The following is a 21,500-nucleotide window of genomic DNA, read 5'->3' as shown; positions in this document are numbered from 1 at the left end:
TATAAGCACAACAATCATCATCTGGATTTTCATTCTTTGCTGGATATGAAGTCAGTTTTCCAGCAACCTTTCCATCTTTGGATATACTAACAGTAACAGAATAATTTGCTTCACTATATTTTACCTTCATTTTTACCAAATTAACTTACTACAAAGTATAATCTATCCTCCTTGCCAAGATTATTCCTATAAGGTTTCTGCTGATTTATATCGCCATAAAAGATTAATGAACCATTAAAACCAAGATGACAATATTGTTCAAGCAGATTAACCCCAAAAACCAGCGGCAAACCATTGACTATTGGCTCACTGTCCGGCGTCATAATATCCAGGATCCAACCCGCAATATCACGCCACATCAAACGCATTTTATAGTTAATTCCATTTAGTTGAACATCAAATTGCTGATTTTTAGGTGATAAAGGAATTTCTACAATCCCAGCCATTTTTTACCTCGATCTATAACAAAGTCAAGAATTCTTTGTGGTAATGACGGCTTCACCGTGACTTTGGTTCCGACATTAACCACAGGTGCAGTATCTCCAGAATGTTTCATATTTTCCGCCGGCGCGGTTTTATTCGACGATGTTTCAACAATCATAACTTCACGCAAAGTTAAAGTGACTGACAGAACGTTTTCACTGGTTTGATCCGTCGTAACACTTATATTTTGAATCAACATATTGTTGTATAAACGTTTCCCTGTCACAACATCAAAAGGTTTATATGATGATTTCAGATCAAGCAGCTGTTGATATACCGCACGCGGGTTGGTTCCCAGGCTCAACCCAGTAGAAATATCAAATACTTTTGTGGTATCCACAACATCAAGCAACGAACCGCCACCAGCAAAACCTAAGCTCATTGTCACTTCTGATGGCGAATCATAAGCATGATCACTGATTGTCGCCCCTTGCTGGACCGGGTGATCTGTTATATTAGATGTATCTGTATGGGTTTCTGAAATAACAACACTCGGTACAATGACACCTATTTTTCTCGTTTGCTGAGAAAACATGACTGATAATATATCCATTGTTATCTCACCTGTGTTTGCATATTTCGCAGTAGCATACTGTGAGTGCGTTCTACCGTTTCCCCAGTCAGTCTTGCCGCTTCTCTGGGGGATTCAACGCCGTTAACCTCAATATGATAATTGACTTCTCCTATCCCCTTCATATTATTACCCGTTGGTATTGGCATATGCAGTAATAAATGAGGAGTAAATCCCTGATGATTGATCATATTGGTGATATTTGTCACCGCACCGCTGATCATTCGGCGATCAATCGAAATATTTTTCAAAGAATGAACGATATTATTCAGATGCCCAACCAGTTTTGAGGGTTTATTCACTGGCGGTGGCACTCCAGTAATTGCCGCCCTGATAAGTTCGGGTGAATAAGGATTACCACCACTTTCCACTACCATCATGCTATCAATCAGCCTTTGCATCACATCAGGATCGGTGAGATCAATGAATGCATTCTTAGAAACTCCCATCATTTTAGACACGTTGGCGATATAAGTTTCCGTCTTATTGCCATCTTTTGATGGTGCCCATGTTGGGATAATACTTGCAATAGTCTGTAGTTTTTTTCCGGTAGTTTGACCACGAAAATAACGTCTCAACTGATGGGCTGTACCTTTTAATCCACTGTATGCATCTGGATACTTAGCAAATCTGGGTTTTGGGCTATTTTCAAGTACTGCCCCTGTCTGATGTGCAAAGTTCATATTTAATGGATTATTATTCCGTACCCTTCTGGAAGACATTATTTTCTTCAGTTTTGCCCCTGTAAGCTCACTGTTAAAAACGTTCATCGGCTGGTTAGCTGTAGCCATTAAACCAGGATGAGCATCATGCTGTTTAGCAACATCAGTCTTAAGATGATTTTTATTTAGTGGCTTATTCTTTCGTTTCTTTTTCGTTTTACTTGATTGATCTGATACTTTACCAGGAATACCATCAGTAACTATTGGGCGGTGTCCTTTGTTGATTATGGTTTTCCTGATATCAAGTTGTTCCTGGTATTTTTCATACTTATCTTTGCTGAAAAACGGTGTCCAGTCAGAAGCAATATAGAACCCATGAGTTGACATCCAGCCATTAAGTTGATCAGACGTTATAAATGGTTTTTTATTCGCTTCATGCTCTCTTTTCCGCCGCATTAGAGTTTCACCCACGTTTTCGTGATTTCTTTTTGCTTCTTCCTGCAATGCATTTAACCGATTATTAAAATCAAAGAGTATACCCAGAGTGATTTTTCTTCCCGTGAATTTCCACAATTCATTCAGTGTCGCCAATAAACCTTTCGCTGAGATTTCCCCTTTGTCTAGCCATTTGACTAATTCCTCAACTGCATTAAATATATCATCATTATCAAGTATGCCCGTGGATTGACCAGCACAATCCATTGGTTTTTTTAATAACTGTTCACTCATCAATGAGACCAAAGAAGCCGTATTACAATGGTTGCTATTTGCATCACTGGCCTGAATGCCCATGTTGGGCAAAAGCTCCTCAATATTTCTGCCAGCCAGGCTGACACCACTATCAATAGGTTTAATTTTTTCAGTCGTGACGCCTATTTTCTGCAATTGCCCACCGAGCTTATCCAGGCCGTTAGCGATTTGAGTGATAAAATTAACTACAGCTAATGTTACGTTTTCAATTTCCGCCCGCATTTTGAGAATGTTAGCCGTGACCTCAGTGATAACAGCCATAAATTTACGCTGTCCGGCCTCGTCAACATCAAACCTCAGTGATCCCAAGAAATCCTTCATTGTTTCAGCGTTATTACTCACTTCGCCACCTCTCTATCATGGCCTCATTTTCTGATTTAACGTCGAGGGCATCATTCATTAGTGCAATATCAGCCAGGTCAAGAACGCCATCTTTCAAAGATTCATAACGGCACATACCCGCAATGACCGGGCGTAACAGGTAATCGCGCCCTTCCGGCAGGGTTTCAAAATTTAAGCTGGATTGCCCTGGGATTACATTGCGCTCTCTAATGGGGCGGGAAAAAAATTTCCCAGTGAGTCTCTGATAATAAAGCCCACAATTTTCAGCAGCTCTAAGCCATTAATGTCATCGAACATCAATACCTGACCATTAGATTCATAAATTTTGCTCCAGATACCATTCTGTTCACGGGAAACTATTGATAAGCAAATATCATTAATTTCATATCGGTTGGATTTTCCCAGCGCATTGATTGATTCAATCAAATAAGGAATGAATTCTTCAAAACCCGCCGCGCCCTCATTATTGCTGTCTGTAACAATCTTTTTCATGAGTGGTCCAAGTGCCGGAATAGCTGGCACCAAAGCCACCGCCAGATCCTGTTGCTGAAAAGCGTTCAATTTGCCACCGCGATATTTTTTGCCGTCAATTTCAAATTCCATGATCACCTCTTAAAACCTATCCGCAAAATCGCTCAAACCACCAGTACATAAGTCCAATACGGGTTGGCTTGAGCGTAGTTTCAACGTCTATGAAATCAGCTGGTTAGAATGTTCCTAACATTATGTCGATTTTTCCGCAATCAAATACCCAGGCAACGGTACTGCCGGCTTTAGCATTCTGTAAATCCGGCTGCTTCTGAAATGCGACAGAACGGGCAACTGCCGTATCGTTACTCTGTTTATTACGGATCACAATCACGTTATTGCCCCATGCTGCCGATGAAAGCGATTGGGTACTCAACATAGCGTTCAGTTTGGCGTTGACCGGGCTGGTTTTGAGTAAATTGACAGTGATCGTGCCAGATTTGGTCGCGTGCAATGAATGCATCACTTCACCATCTGCACCGGTGGTCATGGTGTTTTTACTTTCTGACATCGTGACGGTAATGCCCTCATCAGAGAGGGCCGCGCCGTTACCAAGATCAAAAGAACCACCCACTCCGGTAATAGACGCGGAGACATCAAGAAAAGAATATGTAGCCATTTTCAACCCTTATCTGTTTACATTAATAATGACATCAGCGTAGTGAACAGCCCCGGCTAATTTGATAGCACACTGGATAACCGGTGCTTTTCTGGCTTCCCTATCAGCCTGCGCTTGTGTCGCAATAGGCGGGGCGTAAACGTAATAACCTTTTGTCAACGTTGCACCACTATTTAGTGCTCCAATGGGATCACCGCCCCAGACACCGTGAGCGATCAATCCATTAGTCACCGCCTGATCAAGTGACTGCTCAACATTGGTAATTAAGCGTGTAACCCCTTCATCAGTCTGGGGGATCTTGCTGGTACTGGTGTAAAGCAAGTTATAAAGATTATTCTGAACGTAGTTCTGCAACCAATCCAGGCCGTGGCGCTCATCAATAAAATCCCCGTTTGCCATCACCCCTTCCTGAATAATGGCCGTGTCGTTGTTGTATTTGACAAAAACGTTGCCGTTTTTCTTCTTCAAGGCGTTAGCCTGGGTGGCAGTCAGGTTTTCAGCGGTTACAGCGGGCTCCTGCTTGAATTTCAAGGTAATGGTGGTGTTATTGCCGTTGAAATTCACCGTAAACATCCGCCCCATCAAAGAAGCAACGGTATACGGTTTACCGGATGAATATTGCCAGAGCGTGCGCTGATAGTTTCCCCCTGTCAGTTTTGAACCGATATCGGTATCAACATCAGCCGTCAATGCATCTGTTTTTTGTACTGTATGCCCATAGATACGAGAAACCGACGCGGATTCAATGTAGTTAGCAACAGACAAAACATCTTCATCTGTCAGCGTATCATCAGCGATAACCAACCCGTACCAACCACTGGACACCGCCCCCAGTGTCGCTACCGCCTCAGCAATCGTTTCTGCTTTAGTCGGTTCGATAACCGTAGCACCCGATCCTTCGTCCAGTTTTAGCAAGTCACCAATATAAGTTCCAATCGTCGCCGGTAAGATATAACCCATAATGCCCGATGCATTCTGAGCGATAGTGAAACGTGAAGATGCCATGTCATATGTAACTGAACAATCTTTCAATTTGTCCTCTACCCGTTGGGCGACGCCATTAAGATTGGTCTCTTTACTAAAATCAAGGTCGCTGCATATCACCTCTTTGCCGTTAATCATCAATTTAAAAGAGCCATCCGTGATGGCAGTAAACTTATTGATCACCTGCTGTTGCTTGGTCAGTACTGCACTCTGCAAAGAGGAGATAACATTGTCTTTAGCCCATCGGCCGATATATAAATCAACCGGGCGAGGTGACTGGGAGTAATAAAGCGCTGCGGCCTGATATTCTGGTGAAGTCAGTCCAAAATCAGTACCGACACCATCAATGTCAGAATACAAACGGAAACGCTCGTGAGTGTTGATCACATTGCTTGCGCCGACTATCAGTAACGCACCAAAGTTCCGGGACTGAGCCGCATGAGGAGCCATATTCAACGTGACATTGATAATGTTTGAAACAGGTAAACCCTGCATAATTTAATCTCCAAAGAATTTTACAGGCGCTTCCACCAGTGATTTCACACTGTATTCACGCACTACTTTTCGCCGCAAGGTGATCGTCATGTCATAACGACGCACCCACTGGTTATTGATGAGTTTCGGTAAAGAAGTCAGTTGGCTGGATTTGTCTACTGAAAGACCGAAACGTCCCAATTCGTCATTGTTCTGACTGACCTCCAGCCCATCACGAAAACGGGTACCGAACCGCTGGCAGTTCGGGCCATAAAATGAAACTAAACATTCGATTTCTTCATGACGCCATAATTCCGTACTTTCTTCGGTCTGGTTCTCAAAAACAGGTGTAGCATCCGAAATAAAGCCCGTAATACCAAAGTCACACCCGTCATCATCCGTCGGTAACGGTGGCGATTGTCCGGATGTCCATCGGGGACGCACTTTATCGTCAGGCAAACCAGAAACACCACTCACCCAGCAACTTAGTGTGTGCTCCAGTTCCTTATCGTACTCAGGCCCAGAAGTGACAGGCGTTAACCAACCAGCTTTATCACTACCGTTGCTCATCAAAAACACCTCCATCAAACAGCAATAACTCACCATGTGCCTGAGTAAACCAAGCAATACAGGCTTCGTTCCCAGTAGCGGGTTATGATTGATTTAACAGGGATACCGACCGCAAAAATAAGGAAATAGGCGTGAGCGATTCGCGGTGGCAAATACGAAAAAGGCCGCAACAAAGTGCGGCCTCACAATTATTATTTAAATTTTTACTTCTATCGGTACGTAACAGCAGATACGGCAAAAGCCGAATGAAATAAGCCCCGATAAGAATATCGGGGCTTATTAGCTTTAGCGCTTATTCGCAACTTTAACTGATTAGTACACTACCATAGCTTTTTGCGTACGCGTAAGCTTTTTGTGCTCTCGTATTTCATCATCCATTTCTAACTTAATATCGAGCATAGCCAGACATCCCTGTACAAAACTTTCTCCCTTTTGTAACCGGGAACGCACTTCAATATCCGATACTTCAAGTAAACGCGCTATAGACCGTTTGGAAAGCCCTAAAGCGTAGTACATAAATAAAACTTCAATTTCTTCAGACTTATCTACCGTTTGTAGCTTTGCGATACAAGCATCAATGATCAAACCGTCGTTATCACAGCAGGAAGGACGCAATGGACGAGTTGACGTAATTAGCCCTTTAAATCCAGCAGCGATTGGTGGCCAATTGATACCTGTGTCATCATCAACCCAACCGCCCCAACGCTCTAAAACTTGTTGAATATTGCGCATACATTTTGACCTTTTAACTTTTAGTAACAAATAGTAGTAAAAATTATTTTCGGAATGGTCTCATGCATCCATGCATTCGGTATTATAACAAATTTCTCATTCTCTATTTCTGTGTTTCTTTGTTGCTTAACTACATCGTTTAAATACATCTTCTTACTGAGTCTATTAAATGAAAACACTAAAAAATCCTATTCCGATCAGGCTTAACTTTAGAAGTAAACTCATAATATCGTTGTTGTTCCATATAGCCACAAGGTGTTTTTCTTCCTCATCTAAATATTTTTTATTTCACTTTATAGGCTTCTTTTAAGCCTCTAATATATCTTCTTTGAAAACACTCGACACCTAAAACAACACGAATTTTCTTTATTGCTTCTCGAAAACTTTCAAACAACATGCCACCCTCGCTTATTATAAGATAAAAAATACATTAAATAAAAATAGCACAGATTTTTCATCTTATAGATATTAAAGTGTAAAAAATATTCTGGTTTGACCTTAAAATCAGTCGTGAAATGCAGGTTTCTATACCGAAATCAAGGATACAGAAATCATACTGTTGGTATGGTAATAAACGACAAACCAGCGTAAATACGGGATTTAACCAACAGTGTTGCAAATATCTTAACCAGATTAAACAAAGTATTTAAGGCATAAATAGGACTAATGTCGCCAACGACAAATTACCAATTATCGGGTAAATATCCATGCGAAAAGTTTTAACGCTGTCAAATATATCCGTCTTTGACCACCGAGTTTTTTAACTCATACTATTCAATAGACAATTCGCAGAAAATATTTTTCTAGTCTAAAGCTACGTTTATCTAATACGTTTTTACAATATCAATACCTTCATCTATTTCTGCCATGCTTCATATTTTTCTTCCCGACGCTCATCAGACTAATAGATAAATACACGCCATAGCAAACATTTTCTTACGACTGAAAGACTGACATCACAAACACTAATATTTTTCTCTGTTAACTTTGACAAGCATAAATAAACCCGTATCACCTGAAAGTTTGTATTTATTTTATTTCTGGTTTATTTGTTTCAATCTGATGAACTGTTAATTTTATGCAGGTACCTATACCTTTAATTCAATACCCGTTTTAACAAGAAATTGTAACGAAAACGGCGGTTTTTTTGGATATATAGCCTGGATATATAAACAGTAGCTCTGTGCGACAGGTATGAAAAAAGCCGCCATCTTCTTTAGAAGATGGCGGCTTCTCATTTGATTTGGTGCCGGCTACCGGAGTCGAACTGGTGACCTACTGATTACAAGTCAGTTGCTCTACCAACTGAGCTAAGCCGGCGTATTCCGGGGCAGCCCCCGAAAGCGAGCGCAGTATATTACAACCTGATACAAATAATCAAGCATAAATAATAGATTATTTAAGAACACCACTAAAACTCTACCATTAGTAGCATATTCAACAAGTTACCAACATCGAAAGGCACTTCCTGATGCCAGGCTACTGTCGCATATCCTCAGCATAACGTTAATTTCTTGTTGTGATGTAACTGATAATCCGATTATTTGCAGCATCAAATTGTCACCTATTAGAAAATAGCCTTATTATCTGACAACAATAGAAGACAAGACATTCAAAATCCCCAAATTATATGGCGCAATCCTTCCACCTAGTTTTAATTTATTACCATCTAGAAATAGTTGACTGTTATAAATGCAATATGATATTTAAATTAGACACAAATCAAAAAACCAAATCAGGTATGCGCTAGAATTAGGTATAAATCAGATCATTTCAACATGTTATTATAACTCAAAATTACTAATCATGAGGTAGATTATGCTGGGAAAAAATAACTTAATTGCACATCAAGTTTTTTTTACCTTCAAGGATGGAATAAGCTGGGATAGTGAAAAGGCTATATTAGCAGAGAAAGTGACCTTAAATCATATAAATGAGATAAATGAAATTAAAGGTTGGTTTTGTGGTCGCAGTACGGTAGATAGAAAACAATCGGTTGATTTTAGTTTAGTTGGTTACTTTGAAAGTTATGAAGACCTGAATATATATATAAATCATCCGGATCATGTAAAAGGCGCGGTGCTATGGAAAGAGATCAGTACATGGACCGTTTCGGATATTATTATTGACAGAAATAAATTAATCAATTTTGCACAATTAATAGGAAAGTAGTATGGAGTTTGACGAAAGTCTGCATAAAAGCGTAGTCGTTATTGCTGATAGCCTGCCACTTGGTTTGGCAATGAATGCTTTAAGTGTCATTAGTGTTTCAATTGGTAAGACGATTAATGGCATCGTCGGGCACGATGTTTTTAGTAAAGACAGCATTTGTTATCCCGGTGTGGTTAAAACGCCGCTGCCTATTTTGAAAGCAAGTCATGATGTCCTGGATGCTATTCATCATAAATTAAAATCTGATGCTAATTTTAAGTTGAGCCCTTTTTCTTGTTTGGCTCAATCATGCAGAACATATGAGGAATATGAAGGGAAATTATCTGCTGAACATTCGGATGAATTGAAGCTATCTGGAATTGGCATAGTTGGACCAAAGAAAGATATCAATAAACTCACTGGCAACTTACCACTTTACAGGTAACCTATTATGTATTCTATTTTTAGAAACGAGCTTCATGAATCAGGGCTGAAATATCTGGCTGAATTAAAGCAATATATGTCTGGCGAGATAGATGTATCTGCACTGGAAAAAATACAACATAAAAAATTGAAAGAAATCATCAATTATGCAAAAGATGGATCATCTTTCTATAATGAGCGTCTGAATGCAATAAACTCGAATGATGATGATAACCTATCTTCACTCATTGAAAAACTTCCCTTTACAACAAAGTCAGATTTAAGTAAAGCAGGGAACACCATCTCTTCTGATAGCTTGAATAACGCCTGGATATATTATGAAACAACAGGTACAACCGGGCCTTCAACACCTTGTCCCCGCAATGAAATAGATTCTTTAGTGAATAATAGTTTTCTGACACTGCAATATGAGTCTATTTTTAATCAAGAAGGTAAACAGCATATTATTGGTGTCATGGGGCCAACAGAATTGCACTCCACCGGCGATACATTTGAAGATGTATTTCGCAGTTTAGGACATACCGTCATCAAAATGTGGCCTCGTTCGCCGGTTGTCGGTATGCACAGAGTGCTAAGGCTGATACAAGATCTCAAAATAACGGCTTTAGTTTGTACCCCTGCGGTCGCGGCTGAGTTGCTAAAATATTGCCGGGATAATGGATGTAATCCACAGGAATTAGGTATCGAAATCATTTTAGTGCTCGGCGAACTTATTACGCCAAACAGATTAAGAAACTTATCCCGCAACTGGGGAGCCAAAATTTACAACTGCATGTATGCATCGCAAGAAACCTCCATTTTAGCCGCTTGCAACGATACTAATAAGCTTATTACTATTCCATTCAATAATTACTATGAGCTGATTTGTCCTTTTACTCATCAAAAATTAAATGTTGATGATAACCACGTTGCCGGCGAATTAGTGATTACACACTTATATAAAGGGAATAAGCCACTGATTCGATACAGAACCGGGGATATGGTTCGATGCAAAGCAATCGGCTTAGATCGCTGGGAAATCGAGCCTATCGGCAGAGTAAAAGATGTATTAGTGTTGAACAATGCCAATGTGTACGCTTTTGATATTGAAAACGCAGTATTTGAGGAGCTTGAATATTGTTTTGAATACTTTATCGAAATCAACAATACATCTGGTACAGATGAACTGAAAATAACGTTAGAGCCAAGTGATGAATTAAATAATGCTTCACTCATTAGTAAAATAAAGGAAAAAATGGAATCCAAGTTCAATATGAAGGTCAATGTGCATGTCGGTGATGTCGGCGGACTGATTGGCACAGCGGCAATGGTCAGCTGGAAAGCCGCACGGATCCATGACCTGAGAAATGATAGCAACAATATTGAGCGAAATTCAGCTTTAGAAATCATGAAAAAGAGGGCAGCTAAATGACAACCAATATCGTTAGTCCGGTTCATAAAGATTGGATCGTATTTCTCGACGGAGAATATATCAATTTTAGCAGCGCTACCTTTCTCGCAAGTACCCAAGCTTTAAATTATGGCACCGGTATATTCGAAGGGATACGGGCTTATTGGGATCAGGATAATAACCAACTCAATTTATTTAGAGTACATGAACACTATGAGCGGTTAATTCAATCGGCAAAAACACTGAGAATTGAATTGCCTTATACCAGTCATGAATTGACCGATATTACCAAAAATATCATTATTAAAAACGGATTTAAACAAGACATCTATATAAGACCATTGGCGCTTAAAAAGTCATTAATGCCTGGTGAGAAATTTGGCGTTAAGTTAAGTGGTGTAGACTCAACCCTCTGTATTAATATGTTACCTATGGGCGCTTATGCTAAAAAAACAGCATTTAAGTGTCTTATTTCAAAATGGCGGCGTGTATCGAATGCAGCAATTCCCTCTTCTGCAAAAATTACTGGCACCTATGTTAATTCTGCACTGGCTTACGAAGATGCCAAAGAACATGGATTTGATGATGCGATTATGCTGAATGAACAAGGCATGTGTGCAGAAGCAAGTACCTCAAACGTTTTTATTGTTAAAGATAATTGTGTTATTACACCATCGCTTGACTCTGGCATTCTTAATGGTATAACCAGACAATCTGTTTTCGATATTTGTAAATTCCACAATATTCCCTGTATTGAATCAAAAGTTCAACAAAAGGATCTCTATGAAGCAGATGCCTGTTTCTTAACAGGTACCGGCATTGAAATATCAATTGTTTCACAAATAGACAATATATCCTATATTCAAAAAGAAGATTCCATAGCCAATATTATCGCTAAAGATTATCAAGAAATAGTGAGAGGCAGAATCGGTGAGTTTTCACATTGGTTAAGTCCGATTTATTAGTGTAATTCCAGGAGATACCATGGAATGTGTTTTTTTTAGTTTCGACAAAGATACATTTGATGTTTTAAATATAGCGACTTTAGGGCCGTCAGGTACAAGTAGTGAGCAATCCGCTATCCGTTTTGGTGAGTTTGCAATTGAGAATAAAATAGCCAAAAGTTATCAAGTTGTTCTATGTAATACTTACGAAGAAGCCAGCAGTCAGATTATTTTAAAGAGCTGCCAGGCATTGGTGGTAGCCAATGCTTATTACAATATTAGTGAGTTTTATATGGACAATAGATTTAATTTATCGGCTGCATTTTTAAATTACACACCGAATTATGGTATCGCTATTCGTGACGAATTAACTAAAGATAATATAATCATTGCAACTCATCCGGCCCCAAAGGCGTTAATCCCAGAATTGTTGCCTGATAACCTGAAAATAGCCGATATCATTTTTAAAGACTCAACAAGTTCAGCCGCGAAAGCGGTTGCCAATTCAGAGGTAGATGCCGCACTAACAACAGAAGTGGCAGCAAAATTACACAAATTAAAATTTATTTCTCATATTCGACCAATTAAAATGCTTTGGTCAGTATTTACATCTGCATAAGAGCCAATATCGCTCTGAAATATGCAACTATATAGATCTATTTAAAATTTCGATATACGGAGGTTATTATGTCTTTACTTACTTTACACTCAATTACTACCACACCTGAAAAGAGCAAGAGATTACTTCAGAGTTCCATTGATGATTTTGGCTGGATCCCTAACCAAAGTGGTTATATGTCAGAATCTCCTTCACTATTAGCAGCTTATCAACGAGCACATGACTTATTTATTGATAGCTCACTCAATGAAGAAGAAAAAGCGGTAGTGTGGATTACAACGGGAATAGAAAATAGTTGTGACTATACCGTTCAGGCACATGCTTTTATTGCCGTTCATAATGGCGTGGATAAAAAAACGGTTAAAGCATTAATTGAAAAAACTGATGATCTTTCCCCACGATTATTAGCATTGCGTGAATTCACTGTAGAGGTTATTTATTGCCGGGGACAATTGAAAAGAAGTGCTATTGATTTGTTCTTAAGCCGTGGTTTCAGTAAAGAGAATATGTTGGATGTTGTGTTAGGTGTTTCTCAAAAGAATATGTCTACCATTCTCAATAGCATTGCCGGAACTGAAATTGATGATAATTTCAAGCTGGGTGACCTCTAACTGATCATTGATATTAAAAGGCATCAATATGCTTTATGTCGATAAAGAAGCCGTTGTACGTTATTTGACGATGGAACTTAGTCTTAAGCTAAGTGAAATAGCCTTTAAATTGCAATCGGAAAGGAAAGTAGAGCAGCCTTTACGCAATATCGTGAAAGGCGAAGACGGCAGCTTAATGGGCACCATGCCAATTTATATAAAGGAAGGGCCCTATAAAGGATTTGGGTTAAAGTCGGTGGTGGTGAAATTTCAAAGCAATGGTGATAAACCTTCACACGTTGGTAGCGTGCTGGTTTACGACGAGCCAGGTGTTTCAGGTATGGCTGTCGTAGATGCCGGCGCTATCACCGAAATTCGTACCGCAGCCGCTTCTGCTTATGCAACCCATCTTCTCGCTGCAAAAGATGCCAGCCGGTTGGCGATACTTGGCACTGGCCTACAGGCAAGAGCCCATTTGCAAGCCATGTTATATGTACGCCCGATTAAGGAAATCACTCTATGGGGTCGCAGTGAAGAAAAATGCCGTGAGTTTGCCACATGGTGTGATAAAACTCTCAACCTTGCTATTTCGATCAAAGCCTCGCCTGCTGAGGCGGTGCTCAATAGTGACATTATTTGCACAACCACAGCATCACGAGACCCGATACTCAATAGAAAAGAGCTACCGGCTAAATGCCATGTCAACGCCATTGGCGCTTCGGCTCTGGGGTTCCAGGAACTGCACGAAGATGTGTATAGCAATACAACCCTGTTTACCGATTCCAACGAATCGGTACTGGCCGCCTCGCAATCTGTCATTAAGGCACGAGAAAAAGGCATTCTCAGCGAGTCAACCATTGGGATAGAAATTGGTACGGTTTCTCAATCTAATCCCAATTTGTCCGATCAGGGTGTGACGATATTCCAATCCGTCGGTTTGGCTGTCCAGGATATGGTTTTTTCCCGGGAAGTCATTCGACAATTAATAAAAACGCCTTAACTATTTTGCATAAAAATGTGTCAAATTTAAGGCAATCTATGTTAGAAAAACGTCATTGTCGTCTATACTAAAATCCTTACCAGTCACTTGCATACGCAAGTGACATTTTTGTGTTTTATTATTTCAAGATGTTATGTTGAGAGGAAATATATGCTAGAAGTGTCACAAATATTAACCTATACAGCGGCACTGACTGTTGCAGCTGCCATACCAGGGCCAGCAATGACTGCTCTGGTTGCCAGAAGCGTTAGTAATGGTGCATTAGTCGGATTTAGTGTGTTGCTTGGCTTGATTATTGGCGATCTCACTTATTTGTCTTTTGCCGTCTTTGGCTTATCCATTATTGCGAGCAGCTTTGACACCTTATTTGTTGCTGTAAGATGGGGTGCCTCATTATATTTGGGCTATTTGGCATGGCAGTTCTGGTTTGCAAATCATCAACCCATTGATGAAGACCAACCCATTAAGAAAAAGGAACTGGTAGCGGCATGGTTATCTGGTCTCACTCTAACGTTAAGCAACCCTAAAACCATTGCCTTCTATCTTGCACTATTACCTTTAGTCATTAACATGGAATCTATCTCGTTGCAAAACTGGGGACTCATGTTAGTGCCACTGACTGTTCTGGTGTTACTCAGCGTAGGAGCCGTATTTATCCTCGGCGCTCTCAGTATTCGACATTCATTATCAAGCGAACGGGCACAACGGATTTTATTTAGGGGCGCCGCTGTCATTATGTTCGGAACTGCCGTAACGATGCTGATTAAGGCTGATTAAAAAAGTTTGATTTCTTACCATTTCCACGGTTTTATTGCATAAGAATCTGTCCTGGCAAACCATTCTTGTCAATAAATCGTGGATATAACCAGTACACAAAAACCGCTACATAGACTCAATATTTGAGACTTGATAGGTCGCAGATTAACCAGGTTACAAACTTTCATATCCAGTTACTCATTGTTCAATACTGTCATGAAAATGGATTAATAATTATCTGAATGGCACCCCAAAATGAAAAAACCTCATGCACACTTGGTATGCATGAGGTCAATATTTGGCGGAAGGATAGAGATTCGAACTCTAGGATGGTTTCCCATCGGCGGTTTTCAAGACCGCTGCCTTCGACCGCTCGGCCATCCTTCCATGGCGCAGAATTATGCTCTATAGCATGATAATATGTCTAGTCTTTATCGCAAAAATTCTGTGATTTTTTTACTGTTTGCTCAATCCACGATCGACAATATCATTCCCTGCCCTGATCCTGCTAGAATTAACATAAATACATCGGATCATCAGATTCACCAACTTAACAAGCTCGCTAGCACAGCCAAGCAATTATTAAGGCTTTTACGCAACGAATGTATAACAAACAATCTTCTATTAATTCATCAACGATAAACCGTTACTATGGCCTGTTCATTGTTCTGCTTTTTGTTTCGCTGTTTTTATACAGCTATAACTACTTCAACGCCTGGCTGATGGGAAAAAAGTATGCGCTAAATAGCGTTTCAACCAAAATAGTATTACAGATAGAAGATTATCGTTACCACGCTAATGCTATCTTTGAACAAGCCAATCTCTCATCTTTTAAACCGCAGGAACCGGTTGCGCCAATGAAGCTACGGCCTGATGTTTACTGGCTTGAGAGTCGTTATCAAACTGTCGATACCATTATCTTTGGTCACCATAGCGCTGCAAGTGCTGAGTTGACGCAACGCCTTTCCAATTATATGGAGATTCTGTGGGGTGCCCGCAATGAATACAACTCGATGTACTATCTGAATGGTAAAGATAACAATCTGTTTCTGATAACAACTTATTCTATTCTTAAACCAGAATTAAAATTCAAAGAAAGTTATCTAACATTGACTGCCGAATCGAAACGTTCAGAAATGCTGATGCAATCCACAGCGTTAGATGAACGGGAAAATATTTCATCAATCCGCAAGCTCAGTGGCGAGAATATCTATTTCTATACTTACCGGGCAACATTCAATTCACCCGGGCAACTGGCAACCGTTATCGCTTTTGATCTGCCTATTTGTCATCTTCTTCCTATGGATATGGCGGCAAAAAGCTTTAGCTTATTATCTGACGACACACAAAATCTCCAAGAAACTAATAAAGTGAATATCTCACAAAATGGCTTCTGGCTCGAATTTTCTCAACCGCTCAAGGGTACACAATACAAACTACTGTATCGGATATCACTCAAAGATTTACTGATCGATTTATTATATAGAAACATCTGGTTATTACTGACTGATTCAATCTTTATTATCCTGTCATTAGGTGGCCTTATTTACATTCGCAGAAAATATATTGCCCCAAATGCACTGATGAATCACGAGCTACAAATCAAGGATGCATTAAGTCACGAAATTATCTCTAATATCCCAATTGGTTTACTGATTTATGATTTCTCAATAAATCAGACAATAATGAGTAATAATATTGCCGATCATCTGTTGCCTGATATCGATTTAGACAAAATCAAAATGATGGCAAAGCAGCATCATGGCGTCATTCAGACATCAATTGACGATGCAGTCTATGAAATTAAAGTGTACAGCATCCACCGGTTGCCAGAGACTTATCTGTTTTTACTGCAAGATAAAGACCAGGAAGCATTAATTAACAGACGTTTACAACTTGCTCATCTGGAACACGATAAAAGCGTACAAGCCCGGCGTTTTATGCTGACTAACATTCGTTCTGAGTTAAAACAATCAATAAAGGAATTAAATCACATCGCTTACCAGTTGAAACCAATGCTTATAGAAGAAAATAGTGATCGTATCGTTGACAATTTATTAGCTAAATCCACATATATATCCGATTGGGTCGAGAATATCTCATTACTCAATAAATTAGAATCAGGTGACTGGCAAGCAAAAAATGAGTCATTTTCATTGTCATCCACATTAGAAGATATTCTTAAAGAAGTATTTCCAAAGATGAATAATAAAGGGTTGAATTATTATTATCATTGTAATATTAACCCTGAATCTATATTCATTGGTGATGGCTTAATCATGCGTAAAATCATCTTGATGTTGGTTAATTATTCAATAACGACCACATCTTATGGAAAAATATCACTCATAGTTAACTATTCTCCGGAATACAAAGATCACATCCAGATCGAAGTAATAGATACAGGTTCCAGACTTAACTCAAAAGAATTGACTAATTTGAATTACCCATTTTTAATCAAAACAACCGGTGATAAATATCAATCTAATTCAGGAATGACCTTTTATCTATGTAATCAATTGTGTAGAAAATTAAATGGCCATTTTACTATAAACAGCAAACCCAGCCTTGGTACACATTACACGATCAGTCTACCCTTGGTCATCGGCCAAGACCAATGCCCACAGCTACTGGAAGACATTACCGCTTTGCTGGATATCAGCAATACTGAAATCTGTCAGATTACACAGAATCACCTAAATCATTACGGCGCGGCTTACTTTGATAAAAAGAAAGAAAATATGAGCAGAGAATACGATATCATATTGACCGATAAACCGTATAGCTCGGCAAAATCGACTATATTATTGGTTGATAATCTGGCTGGCTTTGAGCAGATAAAACCTGACTATATTCGGTGTAATTACAATCTAAGCGAAGCTGTTATCCATGCCATTTCGCTATTAATTGAGAGAAGCTTCAGTTTTAACGAATTGCATGTCGATTCAGAAATGTCAGTATTTAACGATAAAAACCCTGATTACGATTTTGACAATGTGATAAATAGTTATCAAAAACAGTTGGCTAATAGCGATTACCGACAATTATTTATCGAGACAGTACCGATAGATATTAATAAACTGTATACTGATATAGAACAATATGATTTGGTATCACTTTCGCAAACAGCACACCGCCTGAAAGGCGTCTTTGCTATGTTAGACCTGGAACTCCTCAAACTTTCTTGCGAAACACTGGAACAACGCATAACAGACAGTAACAAAATAGAAATTAAAAATAGCATTAGCCACATTGATGCTATCGTCAAAAGGCTATTGCAGCAGGGTAACTAAATAAGATGAATAACCTTAATGTCATTATTGCTGATGACCATCCAATTGTTCTGTTTGGCATCCGCAAATCACTTGAACGGCTTGACTGGATCAACGTTGTAGCCGAGTCCGAAGACTCCACTACATTGATCAGCAATCTGTCCTGTATTAAAGCAAACGTACTGATCACTGATTTATCCATGCCTGGCGACACCTATGGTGATGGCATCAATTTGATTAAATACATCAAACGCCATTATCCCAAGTTATCCATCATTGTTCTGACTATGAACAATAATCCAGCAATTTTAAGTGCTGTACTTGAACTTGATATTGAAGGAATAGTCTTAAAACAAGGGGCACCAACAGATTTACCTGATGTACTGACCGCCCTGAAACAAGGGGAAAAATTTATACCGGAGAGCGTTTCCGAACTATTGAAGAAAGTGACGAAAACCCCCTACGGCGACAAACCATTATCACAAAAAGAGAGCGAGGTCATACGCCTGTTTGCCCAAGGCCTCCTGGTAACAGACATTGCCAAAAAACTCAATCGCAGTGTCAAAACAATCAGCAGCCAGAAAAAATCAGCAATGGTAAAGCTGGGGGTCAATAACGATATTGCGCTACTCAATTATCTTGCTTCTGTCGCTATCAATACGGATGAGCATATTCAGTAAATACGGTCCGTTATTTTAAAATGAAAGCCATTCTGATGCCCGGCGACTACTTGTACCGGGCATTATTTCAGGCACCAATATTCCTGACTCCGCTCAGTATTTGTCTAAGCGTAATCAGGGAAACAGGCTTAGACAAACAGTCATTCATTCCTGCATCAATACAGCGTTGCTTTTCTTCTGCGAGGGCATTTGCCGTAATACCAATAATCGGCAGCTTACACCCTGCATTCCGTAAATGCGTTGTCAACGCGTAACCATCCATATTAGGCATATTGACATCCGTCAGAATGATATCAACATGCCCTTTCTGCAAATACTCCAGCGCATCTAATCCATCATTCGCCATTGCTGTCTGAAAACCAATAGATTTCAACTGGTCAGTCAATAAATGGCGGTTGATAGGATGATCATCCACCACCAAAACCATAATAGTATTAAACTGGGTAATCGCATCAAATGGGGTGTTTGCCGGTGAAACAAGCGATATCGTATTCAACACCTCGTTGTTACCGGGTGAAATCAGCCTTTCAATTAGAATAGGCAAATCATGCAAATGGTAAGTATTATGCAGCCAATAGCTTTTTCTGATTTGTTCCGGCGAGCCAATATAGTCCGTCGATAACTCAACACAAGCATATGCTGGGGAAGTCACGGCATCAGGGAAATCGCTGATAATAATTTCACGGCCATCTGTATTCTGCCCATTATATAAAACAATCTGTAAATCATAATGAATCAGAAAACGCTGTAAAAAATCCTCAAGATAAAGATTACGTATAGCCAGGATAACTTTTTGCTTTTGCTGACACTGATTCATTAACTGAATTTTCGGCCTGTATTGCGCGTTGTATAAAGGTAAACGGATAGAGAACATACTGCCTATCTGTGGCTGTGAAATCACCTCAATATCACCATCCATCAGGTTGATCAATTTTTCACAAATCGCCAGGCCAAGACCAGTTCCCTGAGATGAGCTTTCCGTATTGGGCATTATTTGAAAAAACGGATCAAATAACTGAACCAACGCCTTATCAGAAATACCGACTCCCGTGTCTTTTATTCTGACGTACAAGTAATCGCTATCAACTGTCACATGAATAATCACACATCCGGTATCAGTGAATTTAATCGCATTATTTAACAAGTTAGATATGACCTGCTGCAATCTAACGGGATCATTGCGGATATAATCCGGAACATCCGGTTCGATATAACAATATAAGGTCAACGGCTTTTTCACCACTAACGGCAGATAGTTAGAAATAACATGAGAAATCACTTCCTGACAGGAAAATTCTCTGGATTCAATTTTGAGCTGTTTAGATTCAATCTTTGAGAAATCGAGAATATCACTGATAATTTTCAGCAACAGAGCTGAAGAGTTACTCATTGTTGATAACAAACGGACAGATTCAGCCGGCAATGAATGAGCTTGTAACAACTCCAGATTGCCAATAATACCGTAAAGGGGTGTTCTCAATTCGTGGCTGACCGTGGCTAAAAACATCGATTTAGAATAGTTAGCCTGTTCTGATGCTAATGCCATTTCCTGTAATGATTTTTCCATCCGTACACGAACACTGATATCAACCAATACACAAATTGCCACCTCTTCATTTCTGTAGCGGGAATGAACAAAACTGATTTGCAAATGATGATGATTACTGGTTACCACATCAACATAACTGCTGGTTCTGTCACAAATAATATGAATAATACGTTCCCGGTCTTCATGAGTCAGCATTCTCAAATAATTATGTGCCAACTCATTACTCAGAATATTACTGCCATCACTTACCCGCAATATACTGATGCCAACCGGGGCTGAGGCGACAATTTTATGATTAAACTGTTCATGCTCCTCCAGACGAATGGCATTTTCCTCAGCCGGAACAAACATCTTGCGCTCAAACAGATACACCAAAATAATAATGACAAAAGCAGACAGTACATTAAGCACAATACTGCTGATAATCTGTAGCTTAAAACCCTCGAAAATGTTTTTCAATGGAAGCGCGTAAATGATACTGAATGAAGATGGCATTAGCCGGCGTTTTAACAATAAATCAGTAAAATTATCATCATAGCCAAAATAAGGTGCTTCCAGCTGATAATCGGCATAATGAAGTTGGTACTCATCATTTGCCGGGTAGTGCAAAACAGGTTGATTACTGCGATTTAATAAGGTTATTGAAATCGGACGGTCTTGTCTTTGAATAAAAGTATCTAATCTGATGAACTGTTCAATACCTATCATTGCAACCATCTGACCATTGACATATACCGGTGCCAATACATAGAGATGGCCACTATCAGATCTTGCGCCAGGCGTAACCCAATAAACCTTTCGTTCTTTACCCTGATCTTTCAGGCTAATCAGTCTGCGTGAGTTTTCATAGACTATTTTTTTTAGCGTATCAGGTTCAGTCGAGGTATTACGAATAGAAAAATTCACCATACACATACTTTTCGTTCCCACCAGGAAAACCTGATTCAAACCCTGAGGAGCGGCAAGATTATCTTTCCAGTAAAAGATCAGGTTATTCAACGAATTTAAATAACTATGGGTATTTTTGCGAAAGGTATGGCAATCAGCACTTTGATTCAAAGGATGATAAGAAAACGCCGGGTTATTATGTGGAAAATCGAGAAAGGCAATTTTTTCATTAGAATTCAGCAAATGCTTTTCTGTCATATATTGAATATCCCGCAGAATATTTGCGGTATGACGCACATAAGAGAGTGTGGAATCATAATTAGCATTATATTCTTGCCGGACATCAGACTTTACTTCATTAAAAATATTCACCAGGTAAAAAGCCGTTAATAAAGCGCCCAATGCCCACAGCATAAAGCCAAGCACCCGGAAAAGATAACGGGATATTTTCAGTGATGTACGAAAAGAAGAAAGATATCTCAAAGGGCTACCTGATAACAAC

20 protein-coding genes and 2 tRNA genes are annotated in these 21,500 nt (G+C 39.5%); 10 read left to right on the top strand and 12 right to left on the bottom strand.

From position 1 onward, the window contains the following. Positions 1 to 140: 140 nt before the first annotated feature. The 10 genes from C5471_RS13680 to C5471_RS13640 all read right to left on the bottom strand — a co-directional run bounded on the left by C5471_RS13680 (position 141) and on the right by C5471_RS13640 (position 8,035). Positions 141 to 446 carry a phage baseplate plug family protein gene (locus C5471_RS13680; protein WP_133814684.1) on the bottom strand — a complete coding sequence of 102 codons (306 nt, stop codon included), beginning with the start codon at positions 444 to 446 and terminating at the stop codon, positions 141 to 143. Then, a complete protein-coding gene (locus C5471_RS13675) occupies positions 431 to 1,036 on the bottom strand; it encodes a phage baseplate protein (protein WP_133814683.1) in 606 nt (201 codons plus the stop codon). The genes C5471_RS13680 and C5471_RS13675 overlap by 16 nt, the downstream gene beginning before the upstream one ends. A gap of 2 nt (positions 1,037 to 1,038) precedes the next feature. Next, entirely contained in the window at positions 1,039 to 2,808 is a 1,770-nt protein-coding gene (locus C5471_RS13670) for a hypothetical protein (protein ID WP_133814682.1), read from the bottom strand. Beyond that, entirely contained in the window at positions 2,801 to 2,866 is a 66-nt protein-coding gene (locus tag C5471_RS25320; RefSeq protein ID WP_422630923.1) for a DUF6889 family protein, read from the bottom strand. The genes C5471_RS13670 and C5471_RS25320 overlap by 8 nt, the downstream gene beginning before the upstream one ends. Positions 2,867 to 3,000: 134 nt before the next feature. After that, positions 3,001 to 3,411, bottom strand: a complete 411-nt coding sequence (locus C5471_RS13665) for a phage tail assembly chaperone (RefSeq protein WP_133814681.1) — start codon at positions 3,409 to 3,411, stop codon at positions 3,001 to 3,003. Between the two features lie 103 nt (positions 3,412 to 3,514). After that, a complete protein-coding gene (locus C5471_RS13660) occupies positions 3,515 to 3,955 on the bottom strand; it encodes a DUF3277 family protein (protein WP_133814680.1) in 441 nt (146 codons plus the stop codon). A 9-nt stretch (positions 3,956 to 3,964) separates the two neighbouring features. Then, complete coding sequence (locus C5471_RS13655; RefSeq protein WP_133814679.1) at positions 3,965 to 5,434, bottom strand: DUF3383 domain-containing protein; 1,470 nt, start codon at positions 5,432 to 5,434, stop codon at positions 3,965 to 3,967. A 3-nt stretch (positions 5,435 to 5,437) separates the two neighbouring features. After that, entirely contained in the window at positions 5,438 to 5,983 is a 546-nt protein-coding gene (locus C5471_RS13650; RefSeq protein ID WP_242688702.1) for a phage neck terminator protein, read from the bottom strand. A 312-nt stretch (positions 5,984 to 6,295) separates the two neighbouring features. Then, on the bottom strand, positions 6,296 to 6,715 hold the full coding sequence (locus C5471_RS13645; RefSeq protein WP_133814677.1) for an antiterminator Q family protein: 420 nt from the start codon (positions 6,713 to 6,715) through the stop codon (positions 6,296 to 6,298). Positions 6,716 to 7,959: 1,244 nt separating this feature from the next. Then, a tRNA-Thr gene (locus C5471_RS13640) sits at positions 7,960 to 8,035 on the bottom strand. Between the two features lie 498 nt (positions 8,036 to 8,533). Between C5471_RS13640 and C5471_RS13635 the strand changes: the two genes are divergently transcribed. The 8 genes from C5471_RS13635 to C5471_RS13600 all read left to right on the top strand — a co-directional run bounded on the left by C5471_RS13635 (position 8,534) and on the right by C5471_RS13600 (position 14,630). Further along, positions 8,534 to 8,887 (top strand): Dabb family protein, encoded by a 354-nt coding sequence (locus C5471_RS13635; RefSeq protein WP_133814676.1) that lies wholly within the window; start codon positions 8,534 to 8,536, stop codon positions 8,885 to 8,887. Between the two features lies 1 nt (position 8,888). Then, the gene (locus C5471_RS13630) at positions 8,889 to 9,311 is read left to right on the top strand and encodes a DUF2000 domain-containing protein (RefSeq protein WP_133814675.1); all 423 of its coding nucleotides are present in this window, start codon (positions 8,889 to 8,891) and stop codon (positions 9,309 to 9,311) included. 6 nt (positions 9,312 to 9,317) lie between these two features. Next, a complete protein-coding gene (locus C5471_RS13625; protein ID WP_133814674.1) occupies positions 9,318 to 10,721 on the top strand; it encodes a phenylacetate--CoA ligase family protein in 1,404 nt (467 codons plus the stop codon). After that, the gene (locus C5471_RS13620; RefSeq protein ID WP_133814673.1) at positions 10,718 to 11,665 is read left to right on the top strand and encodes a branched-chain amino acid transaminase; all 948 of its coding nucleotides are present in this window, start codon (positions 10,718 to 10,720) and stop codon (positions 11,663 to 11,665) included. Before C5471_RS13625 ends, C5471_RS13620 begins: the two co-directional genes overlap by 4 nt. A gap of 19 nt (positions 11,666 to 11,684) precedes the next feature. Beyond that, a complete protein-coding gene (locus tag C5471_RS13615; protein WP_133814672.1) occupies positions 11,685 to 12,263 on the top strand; it encodes a prephenate decarboxylase in 579 nt (192 codons plus the stop codon). A gap of 68 nt (positions 12,264 to 12,331) precedes the next feature. Continuing rightward, positions 12,332 to 12,874 carry a carboxymuconolactone decarboxylase family protein gene (locus C5471_RS13610; RefSeq protein ID WP_133814671.1) on the top strand — a complete coding sequence of 181 codons (543 nt, stop codon included), beginning with the start codon at positions 12,332 to 12,334 and terminating at the stop codon, positions 12,872 to 12,874. Positions 12,875 to 12,902: 28 nt separating this feature from the next. Further along, entirely contained in the window at positions 12,903 to 13,853 is a 951-nt protein-coding gene (locus C5471_RS13605) for an ornithine cyclodeaminase family protein (RefSeq protein ID WP_166295985.1), read from the top strand. 150 nt (positions 13,854 to 14,003) lie between these two features. Continuing rightward, positions 14,004 to 14,630: a LysE family translocator gene (locus C5471_RS13600; RefSeq protein ID WP_133814669.1), complete on the top strand. Its 627-nt coding sequence runs from the start codon at positions 14,004 to 14,006 to the stop codon at positions 14,628 to 14,630. Positions 14,631 to 14,908: 278 nt separating this feature from the next. On the opposite strand, the gene C5471_RS13595 is transcribed toward C5471_RS13600, so the two are convergent. Beyond that, positions 14,909 to 14,996: transfer RNA gene (locus tag C5471_RS13595), tRNA-Ser, on the bottom strand. Between the two features lie 215 nt (positions 14,997 to 15,211). Here C5471_RS13595 and rcsD point away from each other — a divergent pair. Both rcsD and rcsB read left to right on the top strand, forming a co-directional pair. After that, on the top strand, positions 15,212 to 17,902 hold the full coding sequence (gene rcsD / locus C5471_RS13590; protein WP_133814668.1) for a phosphotransferase RcsD: 2,691 nt from the start codon (positions 15,212 to 15,214) through the stop codon (positions 17,900 to 17,902). A 5-nt stretch (positions 17,903 to 17,907) separates the two neighbouring features. Next, positions 17,908 to 18,561, top strand: a complete 654-nt coding sequence (rcsB, locus tag C5471_RS13585; protein ID WP_133814667.1) for a response regulator transcription factor RcsB — start codon at positions 17,908 to 17,910, stop codon at positions 18,559 to 18,561. A 67-nt stretch (positions 18,562 to 18,628) separates the two neighbouring features. On the opposite strand, the gene rcsC is transcribed toward rcsB, so the two are convergent. Beyond that, positions 18,629 to 21,481, bottom strand: a complete 2,853-nt coding sequence (rcsC, locus tag C5471_RS13580; protein ID WP_166295982.1) for a two-component system sensor histidine kinase RcsC — start codon at positions 21,479 to 21,481, stop codon at positions 18,629 to 18,631. Positions 21,482 to 21,500 lie beyond the last annotated feature (19 nt).

This window comes from Photorhabdus tasmaniensis (assembly GCF_011189505.1).
Lineage (GTDB): Bacteria > Pseudomonadota > Gammaproteobacteria > Enterobacterales > Enterobacteriaceae > Photorhabdus > Photorhabdus tasmaniensis.
This window is presented reverse-complemented; position numbering and strand designations above follow the sequence as displayed.